Origin of the sequence: Pseudomonas sp. o96-267, assembly GCF_003935465.1 — a bacterium.
GTDB lineage: Bacteria > Pseudomonadota > Gammaproteobacteria > Pseudomonadales > Pseudomonadaceae > Aquipseudomonas > Aquipseudomonas sediminis.
The window spans coordinates 62,090-75,673 of record NZ_RHQP01000015.1; the positions used below are offsets into that span (position 1 = coordinate 62,090).

16 protein-coding genes are annotated in these 13,584 nt (G+C 63.8%); 8 read left to right on the forward strand and 8 right to left on the reverse strand.

Features of this window, described 5'->3' with window-relative positions; translation table 11 throughout:
- Positions 1-48 precede the first annotated feature (48 nt).
- Entirely contained in the window at positions 49-1,422 is a 1,374-nt protein-coding gene (locus EGJ86_RS12460) for an IS1182 family transposase (protein WP_125835290.1), read from the forward strand.
- Positions 1,423-1,550: 128 nt separating this feature from the next.
- Here EGJ86_RS12460 and EGJ86_RS12465 read toward each other — a convergent pair whose 3' ends face one another.
- The gene (locus tag EGJ86_RS12465; RefSeq protein ID WP_106733410.1) at positions 1,551-2,243 is read right to left on the reverse strand and encodes an OmpW family protein; all 693 of its coding nucleotides are present in this window, start codon (positions 2,241-2,243) and stop codon (positions 1,551-1,553) included.
- 193 nt (positions 2,244-2,436) lie between these two features.
- On the opposite strand from EGJ86_RS12465, the gene EGJ86_RS12470 reads away from it, so the two are divergent.
- Genes EGJ86_RS12470 through EGJ86_RS12495 form a run of 6 tightly spaced genes read left to right on the forward strand, consistent with a single transcriptional unit; the run spans position 2,437 to position 7,302 of the window.
- The gene (locus tag EGJ86_RS12470) at positions 2,437-3,210 is read left to right on the forward strand and encodes a DUF3450 domain-containing protein (RefSeq protein WP_099526279.1); all 774 of its coding nucleotides are present in this window, start codon (positions 2,437-2,439) and stop codon (positions 3,208-3,210) included.
- Positions 3,207-4,556, forward strand: coding sequence for a MotA/TolQ/ExbB proton channel family protein (locus EGJ86_RS12475; protein ID WP_106733411.1), 1,350 nt, complete (start codon positions 3,207-3,209; stop codon positions 4,554-4,556). The genes EGJ86_RS12470 and EGJ86_RS12475 overlap by 4 nt, the downstream gene beginning before the upstream one ends.
- Positions 4,549-5,097, forward strand: a complete 549-nt coding sequence (locus tag EGJ86_RS12480; protein ID WP_003463249.1) for a MotA/TolQ/ExbB proton channel family protein — start codon at positions 4,549-4,551, stop codon at positions 5,095-5,097. The genes EGJ86_RS12475 and EGJ86_RS12480 overlap by 8 nt, the downstream gene beginning before the upstream one ends.
- Positions 5,098-5,108: 11 nt before the next feature.
- Positions 5,109-5,519, forward strand: a complete 411-nt coding sequence (locus EGJ86_RS12485; RefSeq protein ID WP_003463247.1) for a biopolymer transporter ExbD — start codon at positions 5,109-5,111, stop codon at positions 5,517-5,519.
- Entirely contained in the window at positions 5,519-6,202 is a 684-nt protein-coding gene (locus tag EGJ86_RS12490; RefSeq protein WP_125835291.1) for an energy transducer TonB, read from the forward strand. The genes EGJ86_RS12485 and EGJ86_RS12490 overlap by 1 nt, the downstream gene beginning before the upstream one ends.
- 2 nt (positions 6,203-6,204) lie before the next feature.
- On the forward strand, positions 6,205-7,302 hold the full coding sequence (locus EGJ86_RS12495) for a tetratricopeptide repeat protein (protein WP_125835292.1): 1,098 nt from the start codon (positions 6,205-6,207) through the stop codon (positions 7,300-7,302).
- Positions 7,303-7,500: 198 nt separating this feature from the next.
- On the opposite strand, the gene EGJ86_RS12500 is transcribed toward EGJ86_RS12495, so the two are convergent.
- From EGJ86_RS12500 to EGJ86_RS12515, 4 genes are all read right to left on the reverse strand, one after another.
- Positions 7,501-8,022: a DUF3299 domain-containing protein gene (locus EGJ86_RS12500; RefSeq protein ID WP_099526283.1), complete on the reverse strand. Its 522-nt coding sequence runs from the start codon at positions 8,020-8,022 to the stop codon at positions 7,501-7,503.
- Between the two features lie 58 nt (positions 8,023-8,080).
- Entirely contained in the window at positions 8,081-9,487 is a 1,407-nt protein-coding gene (locus EGJ86_RS12505) for an FtsX-like permease family protein (RefSeq protein WP_125835293.1), read from the reverse strand.
- A gap of 1 nt (position 9,488) precedes the next feature.
- Positions 9,489-10,196 carry an ABC transporter ATP-binding protein gene (locus EGJ86_RS12510; protein ID WP_125835294.1) on the reverse strand — a complete coding sequence of 236 codons (708 nt, stop codon included), beginning with the start codon at positions 10,194-10,196 and terminating at the stop codon, positions 9,489-9,491.
- A 75-nt stretch (positions 10,197-10,271) separates the two neighbouring features.
- Positions 10,272-10,859, reverse strand: a complete 588-nt coding sequence (locus tag EGJ86_RS12515; RefSeq protein ID WP_125835295.1) for a DUF2796 domain-containing protein — start codon at positions 10,857-10,859, stop codon at positions 10,272-10,274.
- Positions 10,860-10,972: 113 nt separating this feature from the next.
- Between EGJ86_RS12515 and EGJ86_RS12520 the strand changes: the two genes are divergently transcribed.
- On the forward strand, positions 10,973-11,314 hold the full coding sequence (locus EGJ86_RS12520) for a hypothetical protein (RefSeq protein ID WP_125835296.1): 342 nt from the start codon (positions 10,973-10,975) through the stop codon (positions 11,312-11,314).
- A 235-nt stretch (positions 11,315-11,549) separates the two neighbouring features.
- Here EGJ86_RS12520 and trxA read toward each other — a convergent pair whose 3' ends face one another.
- Genes trxA through EGJ86_RS12535 form a run of 3 tightly spaced genes read right to left on the reverse strand, consistent with a single transcriptional unit; the run spans position 11,550 to position 13,573 of the window.
- Positions 11,550-12,422 carry a thioredoxin gene (gene trxA, locus EGJ86_RS12525; protein WP_125835297.1) on the reverse strand — a complete coding sequence of 291 codons (873 nt, stop codon included), beginning with the start codon at positions 12,420-12,422 and terminating at the stop codon, positions 11,550-11,552.
- A gap of 54 nt (positions 12,423-12,476) precedes the next feature.
- Positions 12,477-13,136, reverse strand: a complete 660-nt coding sequence (locus EGJ86_RS12530) for a methyltransferase (RefSeq protein ID WP_064495013.1) — start codon at positions 13,134-13,136, stop codon at positions 12,477-12,479.
- Positions 13,133-13,573: a hypothetical protein gene (locus tag EGJ86_RS12535; protein WP_125835298.1), complete on the reverse strand. Its 441-nt coding sequence runs from the start codon at positions 13,571-13,573 to the stop codon at positions 13,133-13,135. The genes EGJ86_RS12530 and EGJ86_RS12535 overlap by 4 nt, the downstream gene beginning before the upstream one ends.
- Between the last annotated feature and the right edge of the window lie 11 nt (positions 13,574-13,584).

The following is a 13,584-nucleotide window of genomic DNA, read 5'->3' on the forward strand; positions in this document are numbered from 1 at the left end:
AAACCTAGCAGTCTGAGAGCAAGCTAAAGACAATGCCTCCATCAGTTGATGGGGGCAGAGGAGCTGGTACCGGAGGATCATCTGGTACGGGTGATCGAGGCCTATGTCGCTCGTCTGGATCTGCAGGCTCTGGGTTTCAGCAAGGCCGAGCCGCTCAAGACTGGACGTCCTGGCTACGATCCGGCGGATCTACTCAAGCTTTATCTATACGGTTACTTCCAGCGCATCCGCTCCTCCCGACGCCTGGAAGCCGAGTGCCAGCGCAATGTCGAGGTGATGTGGCTGCTGGGCCGATTGGCACCGGATTTCAAGACCATTGCTGATTTTCGCAAGGACAACAGCGCTGCTTTTCAGGCGACCTGCCGCACCTTCGTCCAGCTCTGTCGCCAGGTGGGGCTGATCAGCGGGCAACTCGTGGCCATCGATGGCAGCAAGTTTCAGGCGGTAGCGTCGCAACGCAAGCATCTGAGCCTGACAAAGCTCAAGCGTCAACAAGCCAAGCTGGAGGCGCAGATCGCCCGTTATCTGGCAGAACTGGACGAGGCTGACCGCAGTGAGGCCGCTGAAGTGGTTGATCGCAGTGCGGTCAAGGCTGCGCTGCAGCAGCTGGAGAGCCGACATGCCGATAACCTGACAGCCCAGGCGTTGATGGAGGCACAGGGGCTGGATCAGTTCGTCGTGGGTGAGGACGAGGCCCGCATGATGCGTACCCACCAGGGGGCTCGCGTGGCTTATAACGTGCAAAGCGCGGTAGATGGCGAGCATGGGCTGATCTTGCATCATGTCGTCACTCATGACGGCAGCGATAACCAGCAACTGGAACCTATGGCCAAGGCCGCCCAGGCGATCCTAGAACAGGAAGCGCTGACGGTTACAGTCGATGCCGGCTACTCCAATGGCGAGCAGTTTCAAGCCTGTGACGATGCAAAGATCACGGCCTATGTGCCGGAGAATCGAGGCATCAATAACAAGGGCGGCGACACACCGCTATTCGATCGCAGCGCCTTCACCTACGACGCAGAAAACGATCAGTACCAATGCCCGGCGGGCAAGTGGCTACTGTTCAAGCAGGTCAGTGGCCTACAGCGCATCTATGCCGTGCAGGATGACTGCGCGGGCTGTCCTTTGAAATCACGCTGCACCAAGGCCAAGCGCCGATACGTGACTCGGCATGTCCATGAAGCCGCGTTCGAACGCATGCATCAGCGGATGCAGGCGCATCCAGAGATGATGGTCAGGCGCCGATCCATCGTCGAACATCCCTTCGGCAATCTGAAGCAGTGGATTTTGGGTAATGGTCGCTTCCTGCTCCGACAACTGCGGGGAGCGCGGACGGAAATGGCCCTGGCGGTCAACGCCTACAACCTGAAACGAGCCATCAATGTGCTGGGTGCCCGTCGGTTGATCGAACTGTTGGGATAAATCCCGTCTTCCATTTCCAGCCATCAAAAACACCAACGCCCCGAACCAGACGGGGCGTTGGGTTTGCCTATGGTCGGGGCGTTTTCACACGCTCTGTAGTGCGGGCTTTTTCGTTTCTGTGAGGGCTGTCAGAACTTGTAACCCAGGCCAACCATGTAGATGAAGGGGTCTACGTCCACATCAACCTTGGCGCGCACGCCGAGGGCGTTGTTGTCGACATAGGCAGTAGTGTCGATGTCGATGTAACGCACTTGGGCGTTGAGCATCAGGCTGTCGGTCAGCATGTAGTCGGCACCCACCTGCCAGGCCAGGCCCCAGGAGTTCTTGGCGCGGAAGTTGTCGAAGCCGTTGGCGCTGGCGGCGCTGCCGACGTGCTCGTCGAAAATCCAAGTGTAGTTGATGCCTGCTCCGACATAGGGCTGGAAGGCTGACTTGGCGTCCAGCGGGTAGTACACCAGGCTCAGGGTCGGCGGCAGGTGCTTGAGGCTGCCCAGCTTGCCATTGGCTGCATCGAGGACGGTGCCTTTGATCTTCACATCGTGCTCGAATGGGGTTGCCGCCAGCAACTCGATGCCCAGATTGTCGGTGAGCATGTAGGCGAAGTTCAGGCCCAGTTGGGTGTCACTGCTCATGGTTGCTTTGCCGCCCAGGTCGGTGCCGGCGAGGCCGCCGCGATCAACCTTGACGCTGGAGGAGTCGGCCTCCGGGTTGACGGTGATGGCGCCGGCACGGATGAGGATGTCGCCAGCCTGGTGGGCCTGGGCGACAGGGGCAGCGATGGCGAGGGCCAGCAGTGAGGCAGTGAACAGTGACTTGTACATAGCGAGCTCCAGTTCGAGTCGGTTGTGTGTCTTGGCTGAAATCAATGCTAAGCCAAGCAACAATTCACTTTTTGACCTGGCTCAATAGATCGACGGGCTCTGCTGCGGTGTTTTGTCCATTGCTTCGAATGCATCTGTAGATGATAATGTTTCTCTTTTTGAAGCAAGCCCGTCTGTCGAGGACCCTCTGCGCATGAATCGCTTCCCCCACCGTTCCCTGGTCGTGGCACTGATGTTGAGCAGCGGCTCGCTGCTCGCCGCGCCGCTGGATGCTGCGCTGGACGAAAGCCAGCGCCTGGCCGCCGAGGCGAAAGCCTCCCAGGGCCGTGTCGAACAGCTGGATGACGCCAGCCGTGAGATGCTCAATGAGTACCGAAATGCCTTGCAGCAGGCTGAGGCTTTGAAAGGTTATAACAGTCAACTTCGTGACCTGGTCGAAGCCCAGCGTCAGGAGCTGGCCAGTTATCAGAAGCAGCTCGATGGCATCGAACGCACCCAGGAAGCGGTAAGCCCGCAGATGGTCAAGATGGTTGAGGTGCTGGGTGAGTTCATCGCCGCCGATCTACCCTTCCTGCCCGAGGAACGTGAAGACCGTCTGGCTCAGCTGCAGGACCTGCTACCGCGCGCCGATGTCAGCCTGGCCGACAAATATCGCCGCATCCTCGAGGCTTACCAGATTGAAAGCGACTACGGTCGCACCCTGGAGGCCTGGCGTGGCGAACTGAACCAGGCCGATGGCGGCTCGCGTAGCGTCGAGTTCCTGCGCCTGGGCCGCAGCATGCTCTATTACCAGACCCTCGATGCCCACGAGAGCGGCTGGTGGAACCCGCAGACCAAGGCCTGGGAAGTGCTCGACGGCAGCGCGCGTCGTCCGCTGACCCAAGCTATCGCCATCGCCCGTCAGCAACAGGCGCCCGCCGTGCTGTCCCTGCCGATCAAGACCCTGGCCGAGGAGGCCGCACAATGAGTCGTCGTGTTGTAGCCGTATTGGCGCTCAGCCTGTTGCCGGCACTGGCCGCCGTGGCCGAAACCCTCAACCCCGATCAACTGCTGCAGCGCATCCGTAGCGAGCGCGCTGCCGAAGTCAGCGCCATGCAGGAGCGCGAGCAGGCGTTTCTCGCCAAACGTAGCGAGCAGGCGCAGTTGCTGGCTGCCGCACGTTCCGCGCTGAATACCCAGAAAGCCGAAAGCGAACGCCTCAAGGCCGAGTTCGACCGGCAGGAGGCCGAACTGGCCGAGCAGGAAAAACTGCTGGCACAGCGCGTTGGTCACCTCGGTGAGCTGTTTGGCGTGGTGCGCCAGAGCGCGGGTGATGTCGCCGGGCAATGGCAGGACAGTCTGCTCAACGCCCAGTATCCGGAGCGTCTGAAGCGCCTCAAAGCATTGGCCGAAAGCCGCTCGCTGCCGTCCGCTGACGATCTTGACGGCTACTGGATGCTGCTGCTCGAAGACCTGGCTGCCAGCGGCCGTATCGAGCGCCTGCAACTGCCGGTGGTGAGTGCCGATGGTTCGCGTCAGGAGCAGCAGGTACTGCGGGTCGGCGCCTTCGCTGTGTATGGCGAGGATGCCTTCCTGCGTTACGACGCCGATGCCGGGCAATTGGTGGCGCCGCCGCGTCAGCCGTCCGGCCTGGGCCAGGTCAAGGACTACCTGAGCAGCACCGATGCGCTCGCCACGCTGCCCATCGATCCGAGCCGTGGCAGCCTGCTGGCGCAGCTGCAGCAGCAGCCGACTCTGTGGGACCGTCTGCAACAGGGTGGTCTGGTCGGTTGGGTGATCGTCGTGCTGGGTGCTTTCGGCCTGCTTCTCGCTGTGTGGCGCATGGTCTACCTGGCTCGCGTTGGTAGCGGCGTCAAGGCGCAGATGCACGACCTCAGTGCGCCGCGTAATGACAACCCGCTAGGCCGCGTGATTGGTGTACTGGGCGCCAAGCCACAACTGGCCGACCTGGAGACGTTGGAGCTGAAGCTCGACGAAGCGATTCTGCAGGAAACGCCGCCGCTGGAGAAAGGCCAGGGCCTGCTCAAGCTGCTGGCAGCCGTGGCACCGCTGCTCGGCCTGCTGGGCACCGTGACCGGCATGATCGTGACCTTCCAGGCCATTACCCAGAGCGGTGGCGGCGACTCGCGCCTGATGGCCGACGGTATCTCCCAGGCGTTGGTGACTACCGTGCTCGGTCTGGTGGTGGCCATACCGCTGCTGTTCCTGCACAGCCTGCTGGCCAGCCGCAGCAAGGGCCTGATCCAGATTCTGGAGCAGCAGAGCGCCGGGCTGATCGCCCTGCACCTGTCGGGAGCGCCGCGCCGTGACTGATCTGTTCGCCTTCTGGCTGCGTGCAGTCGACAGTGCTCATGCACTGCTCGACTTCATGAGCGCTGGCGGCGTGGTGATGTGGGCGCTGGCGGTGCTCTGCGTGGTGTTCTGGACCCTGGTGTTCGAGCGTTTCTGGTACATGCGCAGGATTTTCCCGCGCTGGGTGCAGGAGCGCCGCGAGGCCTGGCAGCAGGTGCTGGCTGATGACAACGGCAACTGGCAGCGCGCCGTTCGCCTGGCCTGGCTGGCGCAGGCGCGTCAGCAACTGGCCGCGCCGCTGCGCCTGGGCAAGACCCTGGTGGCGCTGTATCCGCTGCTCGGCCTGCTCGGCACCGTGCTTGGCATGATCGCCGTATTCGATGTGCTCGCCCTCAACGGCACCGGTAACCCTCGCGGCATGGCCGCAGGCGTGTGGCAGGCGACCCTGCCGACCATGGCCGGCATGGTTCTGGCCATTCCTGGATTGTTCAGCCTGGCGCGCCTCGAACGCGAAGCCAGCCAGGCCATCGAGCGGCTGGCCGACCAGCTGCGTCACGACTGAGATCGCCCAACATGAGAATGCGTCGTCACCACCAGCAGGACGAAGACACCGGCATCGACCTCACGCCGATGCTCGACGTGGTCTTCATCATGCTGATCTTCTTCATCGTCACCAGCTCCTTCATTCGTGAGTCTGGCGTCGAAGTGCAGCGCCCGCAGGCGGAAACCGCCAGCCCGCAGGACAAGGGCAATATCCTTATCGCCGTCACCGCCGATGGGCAGATCTGGATGGACAAGCAACCCGTGGACATCCGCAGCGTGCGCGCTCACGTCGAGCGCATGCGCGTTGATCAGCCGGATGGCGCCGTGGTGGTGCAGGCCGATCAGGATGCGCGTACCGGCCTGGTGGTTCAGGTGATGGATCAGGCGCGTCTGGCCGGTGTGCAGGATGTCGCTCTGGCCGCCGGTAGCGGAGTCAACTGATGCGCCTGCCGCTGTCTTTTCTCGGCGCCTGCCTGATGGCCTTGGGGCTGTTCGCCCTGATGCTGTACATGGTCGCGCCACCGAGCGCCAAGGTGAGTCAGGACCCGGTCAGCGTGGCCAATTTCGTGCGCATGGACGGTAACGCCAGCGAGACCGCCAGCCGCACCCGTCAGCAGGCACCACCGCCACCTCAGCCGCAAACGCCGCAGCCACCCACGCCGCCGACGCCGCAAACGGCCACGCCGAATGCCAACCTGCCGGCGCTGGATATCCAGCTGCCGAGCCTGGCCAGCGGTATTGCTGTCAACAGCGCGCCTGCACCGAGTCTATCCGGTCTTGCACCGGGGGCTCCGGCACCGACGCCGCCGAGCGAGGCAGCCGAGTCCGGCGGGCAGATGGGCGGGATGGAGAGCGAAGTCATGCCGCTCAACGACGTGCGTCCGGAATACCCGCGTTATGCGTTGCAGCGTGGTATCGAAGGTTTCGTCAAACTGGCTTTCACCATCAATCGTTCCGGCAACGTGGAGAACATCCGCGTGCTGGAGGCCAACCCGCGTAACGTGTTCGAGCGCGAAGCGCGCCGTGCCGCCTCTCGCTGGCGCTTCGCACCACGCACCGAGGGTGGCCTGGCGGTGGACCGCGAAGCGGTGAAAACCCTCTACTTCCGTCTGGAAAGGAGCTGACCATGTACCGTTGGTTGTTGCTCGTGATGCTCAGTGCTGCGGCCATGCCTGGCATGGCCCAGCAGACCGTCGATCCGGCCGTGTTCAAGGCCCTGAATGCGGCGCAGGCGGCGCAGCAGAAAGGTGACTACGCCGCCGCCCGGCGCGCGCTTGATGAGGCCAAGGTCAAGAGCGACAGCCTTGAGGAGGCGCTGGTGTGGCGTAGCAAGGCCTACGTGGCCTGGTCTGCCGGCAACAATGGCCAGGCCATCGACTGGCTGGACAAGGCTGTGCGCAGCGGCAAGCTCGACGCCGAAATGCTGGCTGGCGAGCGGCTCAACCTGGCCAAGCTCAATCTGGGCGAGCGTCGTTACGCCAAGGTCGTCGAGCTGCTGGCGCCGAATCAGGGCCATGCCTCAGAGGAGGTGCTGCAAATGCTGGTGCAGGCCTATCAGGGCATGAACCAGCCGGCCAAGGCGTTGCCGTTGGCCGAGCGATACGTGCAGGCCAATCCCAACGCCGCCGACATCTGGCTGCAGTTTCTGGTGGGTGCCAATGCCGACCTGAAACGTTATGCCCAGGCCGAGCGCTGGCAGCGTCAGTTGCTGTCGCGCCAGCCGAACGATGCCAAAGGCTGGCGTCAGCTGGCTGGCCTGCAGCAGATGGCCGGTAGTAATGACAAGGCGCTGGCGACCCTGCGTGCGGCGCATAGCAAGGGCCTGCGTTTTAGCGAATCCGAGCTGGACAACCTGGTGCTGCTGGCTGGCGCTGCGGATCAGCCCTGGCAGGGCGCCAAGCTGCTCGCCGGGATGCTCGACAGTGGTCTGCTGGCCAACACCGCCGCGCGCCAGGAGCGCCTGGGGCTGTTCTGGTGGCAGGCGCGTGATCGCTCTGCTGCGGTGCGGGTGCTGCGCCCGTTGGCCGAGCGTAGTGGCAACGGTAAGCACTGGCTGTACGTCGCTCAGCTGGAGCTTGAGCAGTCGCGCTGGCAGGCAGGGCTGGATGCGCTGGCGCGCGCCGAACGTGGCGGTGCCGAGCGGGCCAAGGTGCGCTCCTGGCGGCAGTGGGCGGAAAGCGAGCTGCGCTTCGAGCGGGAGAACCGGGTCGCCAGTCGCAGTTGAGTCGTGTTCGGTGCGCGCGGCGCACCCTACTTGGGTGACCGCCGCCTGTAGGGTGCGCCGCGCGCACCAAGTAAAAAGCCAGACTCCAGGGTCTGGCTTTTTTTGTTGTAGGCGCGGCGGGCGGTGTTCCGATTTATCCGCGAATCTTTTCGCGGCTGAAGCCGCTCCTACAGCTACACCTACGAATGCCCGGCAGGGTCAGCTATCCGGCAATTCGTAGGCGTAGATCTTGTCCGCTTCCATCTGATAACCAACTTCGGCCAGCTCGCTGCTGACATGTTCGGTTTTCAGCGGGCCTTCCACCCAGAACGGTTGGTACAACGCGTCGAGCAATACGCCGAGCTCGCTGGTGACGTGGACGATCTGGTTCGAGGGCGGTGGTGGTACGTGAATGCAGGCGCCGAAGTAGGGCACCAGCAAAAACTCCACCACCCGGCCTTCGTCAGTCACATCCAGCGGCACGATATAACCGGGCAGCTTCACCTGCTGACCATTGAGCTCCTTGACCACTGGCGCGGCCGGCGATTGCTGCATGGCGGCCGGGCCAGATTCGGCCAGGGCGTCGGCCAATTGCGAGAGGTCGTGGATCGGCGCTGGGTTGATGACCTGCGGCGGAGCGTCCGATGGAATCAGCTCGGACCAGGTGAGTTCGCGCACATCAGCGGCGGCCAGCGGCAGTGCCAGGGTCAGCAGCAGAGTGGCGAGCAGGGGGCGGGACATGAGGAACCTCGTAATAAGAGCGCCTGCGCAGTGTACGACAGGCGCTCTCAAGTTTCCCTCAGAGCCTGATCGACAGGCCATCGGCCAACGACTGCCGATAGGCCCGCCAGGCCGGCACGCTACCCATCGCCACGGCTGCGGCGAGAATGCAACCAAGTAGTTTCCATTCGTAACTCGACGGCGCATTGAGTGCCAGATACAGGCCGTAATTGGCCTGAACGAAACCCTGACTGCCGGCGATGCCCAGATAGAGCAGCGCGACACCGAACGCCACGCCGGCAAGCGCCAGAGTGAAGGCCTCCAGCACCAGCAGACTGGCGATATGCCAGGGGCGGGCGCCTACCGAGCGCAGAATGGCCATCTCCCGGCGGCGCTCGTTGAGGCTGGTGAGGATCGCTGTGAGCATGCCGATCAGGCCGGTCAGCACGACGAACAGCGAGACCACGAACAGTGCTTTTTCGGCCGTACCCATCAGGCTCCACAGCTCCTGCAGGGCGACGCCTGGCAGGATCGCCAGCAGCGGTTCACCACGAAACTCGTTGATCTCGCGTTGCAGGCTGAAGGTGGCGATCTTGCTGTTGAGACCTAGCATGAAGGCAGTGATCTGCTTGGGCTGCAGCGCCTGTCCACAAGCTACTGCGCTTGACGCTGCTGCGTTGAAAGCGGGCTCGGAATGCTCATTGAGACTCGACTCAACTGCGCTTCCTCGCCCGCTTTCGCCTTGCCCCGTCTGCGCTCGCGACGCTTGTGAACAGGCGCTTGCCCACTCTCGCACCTGATCCGCGCTGATCTGCGCCGCGCCGCGTGCCGGCATGCCGTTTTGCCAGTCGATGTGCAGCGCCTCCATGCCGGCCAGGGAAATGTGCAGCGTGCGGTCGACTGGTGTGCCGGTGCGCTCGAGGATGCCGACCACGGTGAACGGCTTGTCGTCGTGCTTGACCAGGCTGATGGTGGCGACGCCGTGTGCCAGAACGATGTTCTCGCCGAGGCCGTAGCCCAGCGCCTGGGCCACTTCCGCGCCGAGTACTACCTCGAACGGATCGTCGGCAAACTCGCGGCCCTGGGCCAACTTCAGGGCCTGGCTGCGGGCGTAACGATAGTGCTCGAAGTAGGCGGTGCTGGTGCCCATCACCCGGTAGCCGCGGTGTGAGTCGCCGAGAGAAATGGGGATGGCCCACTTCACCTGACGGTGGTTGGCGAAGTGCTCGAAACTGTCCCAGCGGATGTTGTTGGTGGCATTGCCGATGCGGAACACCGAGTACAGCAGCAGGTTCACGCTGCCGGAGCGGGCGCCGACGATCAGGTCGGTGCCACTGATGGTGTTGGCGAAGCTGGCGCGGGCTTCGGTACGTACACGCTCCACGGCCAGCAGCAGGCAGACCGAAAGGGCGATGGCGAATACCGTGAGCAAGGCGGTGAAACGGCGGTTGGCCAGGCTGGCCAGGGCGATGCGGATCAGATGCATCTCAGGCCTCCTGAGGGCGCGTGGCGCGGTTGAGTTCGGCCAGTGAAAGGTTGCGGTCGAACAGCGAAGCCAGGCTCTGATCGTGGCTGACGAACAGCAGGCTGGCGCCGGCAGCGCGACATTCGGCGAAGAGCAACTGCAGGAAGGCCTCGCGGGCGTCGAAGTCCAGCGCCGAGGTCGGCTCGTCGGCGATCACCAGCTCTGGCTGGCCGATCAGTGCGCGCGCGGCAGCGACCCGCTGTTGCTGGCCGATGGACAGTTCGTCGGCGCGACGGCCGAGTAGGTCGGCGCGCAGGCCGAGATGGTCGAGCAGCGCTGCTGCGGCGGCATCGACGCTGCCGTGACGCTGGCGCGCGCGGTCGGCGCGCCGGCGCGAGAAGCGGCAGGGCAGCTCGACGTTCTCGCGCACAGAAAGAAATGGCAGCAGGTTGAACTGCTGGAAGATGTAGCCAGTGTGGTCGACGCGAAAACGGTCGCGGGCACCGGCGGAGAGTTGGCCGAGGTCCTGGCCGAGCAGGCGGATATGGCCGCTTTGCGCACGTTGTACGCCGCCTAGCAGGCCGAGCAAGGTGGTTTTGCCGCTGCCACTTGGGCCTTTGAGAAACAGGGTTTCACCGCGTGCCAGGGTGAAGGCGGGGATATCCAGCAGCTGCGCCTGGCCGGGCCAGGCGAAGCCGAGATTGGCGAGTTCGATCAGAGGTTCGGTCATTGTCTGCAGCGTGTCGGGAGAAGGCGTTTATTGCCGGAGCGAGGGGCGCTCACTCCGGCAATGAGACGTGGCAGGTCAGAAGCTCAAGCGTGGCTGTGCTGGCGTCAGTTCCACGCCCTGCTGACCATTCGGGCCGATCAGTTGTACCTGAATCTTCTCGGTGGCGGGGAAGCGTTTGAACAGTTCGGCGAGATCCAACTGTTTCAATTCGTTGGCCTTGGCGCATTCGAAGCGATAGTGCGCCTGGATGTCGCTGTGCTCACCTTCATGATCGTGATCGTGATCGTGATCGTGATCGTGGTCGTGGTCAGCGTCGCCGAACAGTGGGCTTTCCAGTTCGACCTGGGTGGCCTTGCAATCGCCGCTGTTCAGGGCGAACAGGCTGATGGGCTGCTCCAGTTCACGCTTGGCGGCGGCGACCTTGGCCTTGTCGGCATCGCTCTTGGCGGCATGCTCGAAGCCTACCAGGTTCATTGCCGGGCTTTCGAGCTGCAGCTCCAGCAGGTTGCCGTCCAGCGCTGCGTTGAGGCTGGCGACGCCGTGTTCGTGGGCACCCAGGCTGTCGTGGGAATGTTCGTGGTCGTGATCATGACCGTGTTCATGGGCCTGGGCGGCGACCAGGGGCAGCAGGGCGAAGGGCAGGGCGAGCAGCAGGTGGCGCATGGGTGTCTCCAGCTTGGGCGCGAGTTAATTGTTACGTTATAACAACTTTCGTGGCGAACTGGCCAGTCTGACGCTGTCATGGGAGCATGCAAGATCCTGACTGGAGGCTGAACATGGTGCGAATACGTGGGCGCATCGGCGACTGGCCGGTGGATCTGACGGTGGAGCTGGATGCTGAGGACTGGGCGCAACTGGCACAGCACGTGGCCGTTACGCCGACACCCAGCGTAGCGGCAGCGACTGCCGCAGCTGACGCGGGTGATGCGCTGTGGCAGACCGCGCTGCAACTGGTGCGCGATGCAGGGCAAGTGGAAGGACCGAAACTGATGACGCAGCTAGCCGCGCTGGCAGGTGGCGAGGTCGCTGGCAAGCGTTTGCTGGTGCGTCTGCGTCATTGCGAGCAGATCCGCATGGAAACCGGCGCGGATGCGCCGATCTATCACTGGCAGGAGTAGTCGCTCAGGGTGTCGTGGGACAGCTCTGCTGTGAGCAGCGAAACATGAGCGGTTTCATCGGAGGTGCGCGCGGCCTAGGCGGCCCCGCGACACCCTACAAAGGCCATCCGTGTCAGGCCGGAGCCTTATCTGTGTCGTCGTAGGGTGCGCCGCGCGCACCGAACATCACCTGCTTGATCTGGCGAGTACTCGGTGCGCAAGGCGCGCCCTACGGCGAGCGCGATCCCACGCTGGATCAGTAGATCGCCTGATACAGCTTGCGGCGGTAAGTGGTGACCAGCGGGTGATCGCCGCCGAGCAGGTCGAACACTTGCAGCAGAGTCTTGTGCGGCAGGCCTTCGCTGTAGCTGCGGTTACGCACGAACAGCTTGAGCAGGCCGTCCAGCGCCGCTTCGTACTGCTGGCGCGCCAGTTGCTGCACGGCCAGTTGATACAGCGCCTCGTCATCCTCTGCGTTCTGCGCCAGGCGGCTTTTCAGCGTGGCGGCGTCTGGCAGGTCGGCGGCCTGACGCAGGAAGGTCAATTGCGCCTTGGCGCCGGCCAGCGCCTGCTTGTGCTCGTCACCCTTGACGGCGTTGAGCACGGTTTCCGCTTCGCCCAACTCGCCGCGCTCGGCCAGGCAGCGCGCGTAGAGGATCAGCGCGGCAGCATTTTCGTTGTCTTCGGTCAGCACCTGTTTGAGCAGTGCTTCGGTGTCGGCAAAACGGCCTTCGGCGAACAGCGCCTGAGCGGCCTCCATCGGGTCGGCGGCGGTAGGCGCCGGTTCGGCGACATGAGGCTTGAGCATCTCGCGGATCGCCGCTTCCGGCTGGGCGCCGGCGAAGCCATCCACCGGCTGACCGTCCTTGAACAACACCACGGTGGGCAGGCTGCGAATGCCGAAACGCATGACGATGTCCTGCTCGATATCGCAGTTGACCTTGGCCAGCAGCAGCTCACCGGCATATTCCTCGGTGATCTTCGCCAGCATTGGCATCAGCGCCTTGCACGGTGCGCACCACTCGGCCCAGAAGTCCACCAGCACCGGTTTGTGGAAGGAATTCTCGATCACCAGTTGCTCGAAATTGGCGGCGCCGGAGATGTCGAAGATGTAGGGGGAGTCGCTCATGGTCGGTCTCGAAAAACAGGGCAATGGTCTATTAATGCGGGCACTGCCGCACGGTTACAAGGGGCGCACGGCGTGATACAGGCTGACCTCGCGGAATTCGGCGGGCTCGGCCAGGTCTGGCCAGGTGCAGCCGTCCAGCAGTGCCAGGCGCTGGTACAGCGGATGCTGGAAATCCTTGACCCGTGAATCGGCCACCAGGGCCTGACGCCCGCGGCTGAGAAAGTGGTCGAGCAGCGGCAGATTGGCGCGATCGTAGAGCACGTCGGCGACCAGAATCAGGTCGTAGCGATCCGCTTCGGCGAAGAAATCGTCCGAGTAGTTCAGCGTCACACCGTTGAGTGCGGCGTTGGCGCGGCTGGCGGCCAGCGCCAGTGGGTCGAGGTCGCAGGCCACCACTTCTGCCGCACCCGCCTTGGCCGCGGCAATGGCCGCTACGCCGGAGCCAGCGCCGAAATCCAGCACGCGCTTGCCGCGTACCCACTCGGGGCGCTCGGCCAGCCAGCGTGCCAGCACCAGGCCGCTGGCCCAGCAGAAGCACCAGTAGGGCGGCTCTTCGAGGATGCGCCTGGTCTCCTCGGGGTTGAAAGCGCGCTCCATGTTGCTGGCATCGATCAGCCACAGGGCGATATCGGTACCTGGCAGTGTTTCGGCCACCAGGCGGGCATCGCCGAGCAATTCGCTGAGCGCATGCTGCAGCGGTGCGGGTGGTTTCATGGCGCCGGCACCAGATGCAGCGCGCCAAGGTCCTGGTCGTTCAGTTCGGCGATGGTGCGTGCCGGCAAGCGCTGCACCAGGCGTCCGGATTGACTGACGCGGCCGCGCAGTTCCAGGCGCAGGTCCTGAGGCGCCTGCTGCGTGTTCAGTGGCAGATGGAACGGCAGCGCTTCGCCGTCGCCACGCAGATGAACCTGGCCAAGCAACGCACGCGGGCGACCGCGCATGTCTACGCCCAATAATGCGAGGTCGACATCGGCGCCTGCGGCGACGCCAAGCAATTCGCCGCGCAGGCCTGGGCCCTGGATCGGTGCTGCGATGAGTTCTGCCTGTGCAGGTGCTGGAGTGGGTGGCGGCGCAGTGCTCGTGGGCTCGCCGGCGCAGGCAGCAAGTAGGCCGCTCAGGGCAATGGGTAGGAGGGGCAGATATCGATTCATGGCAGGTTCTG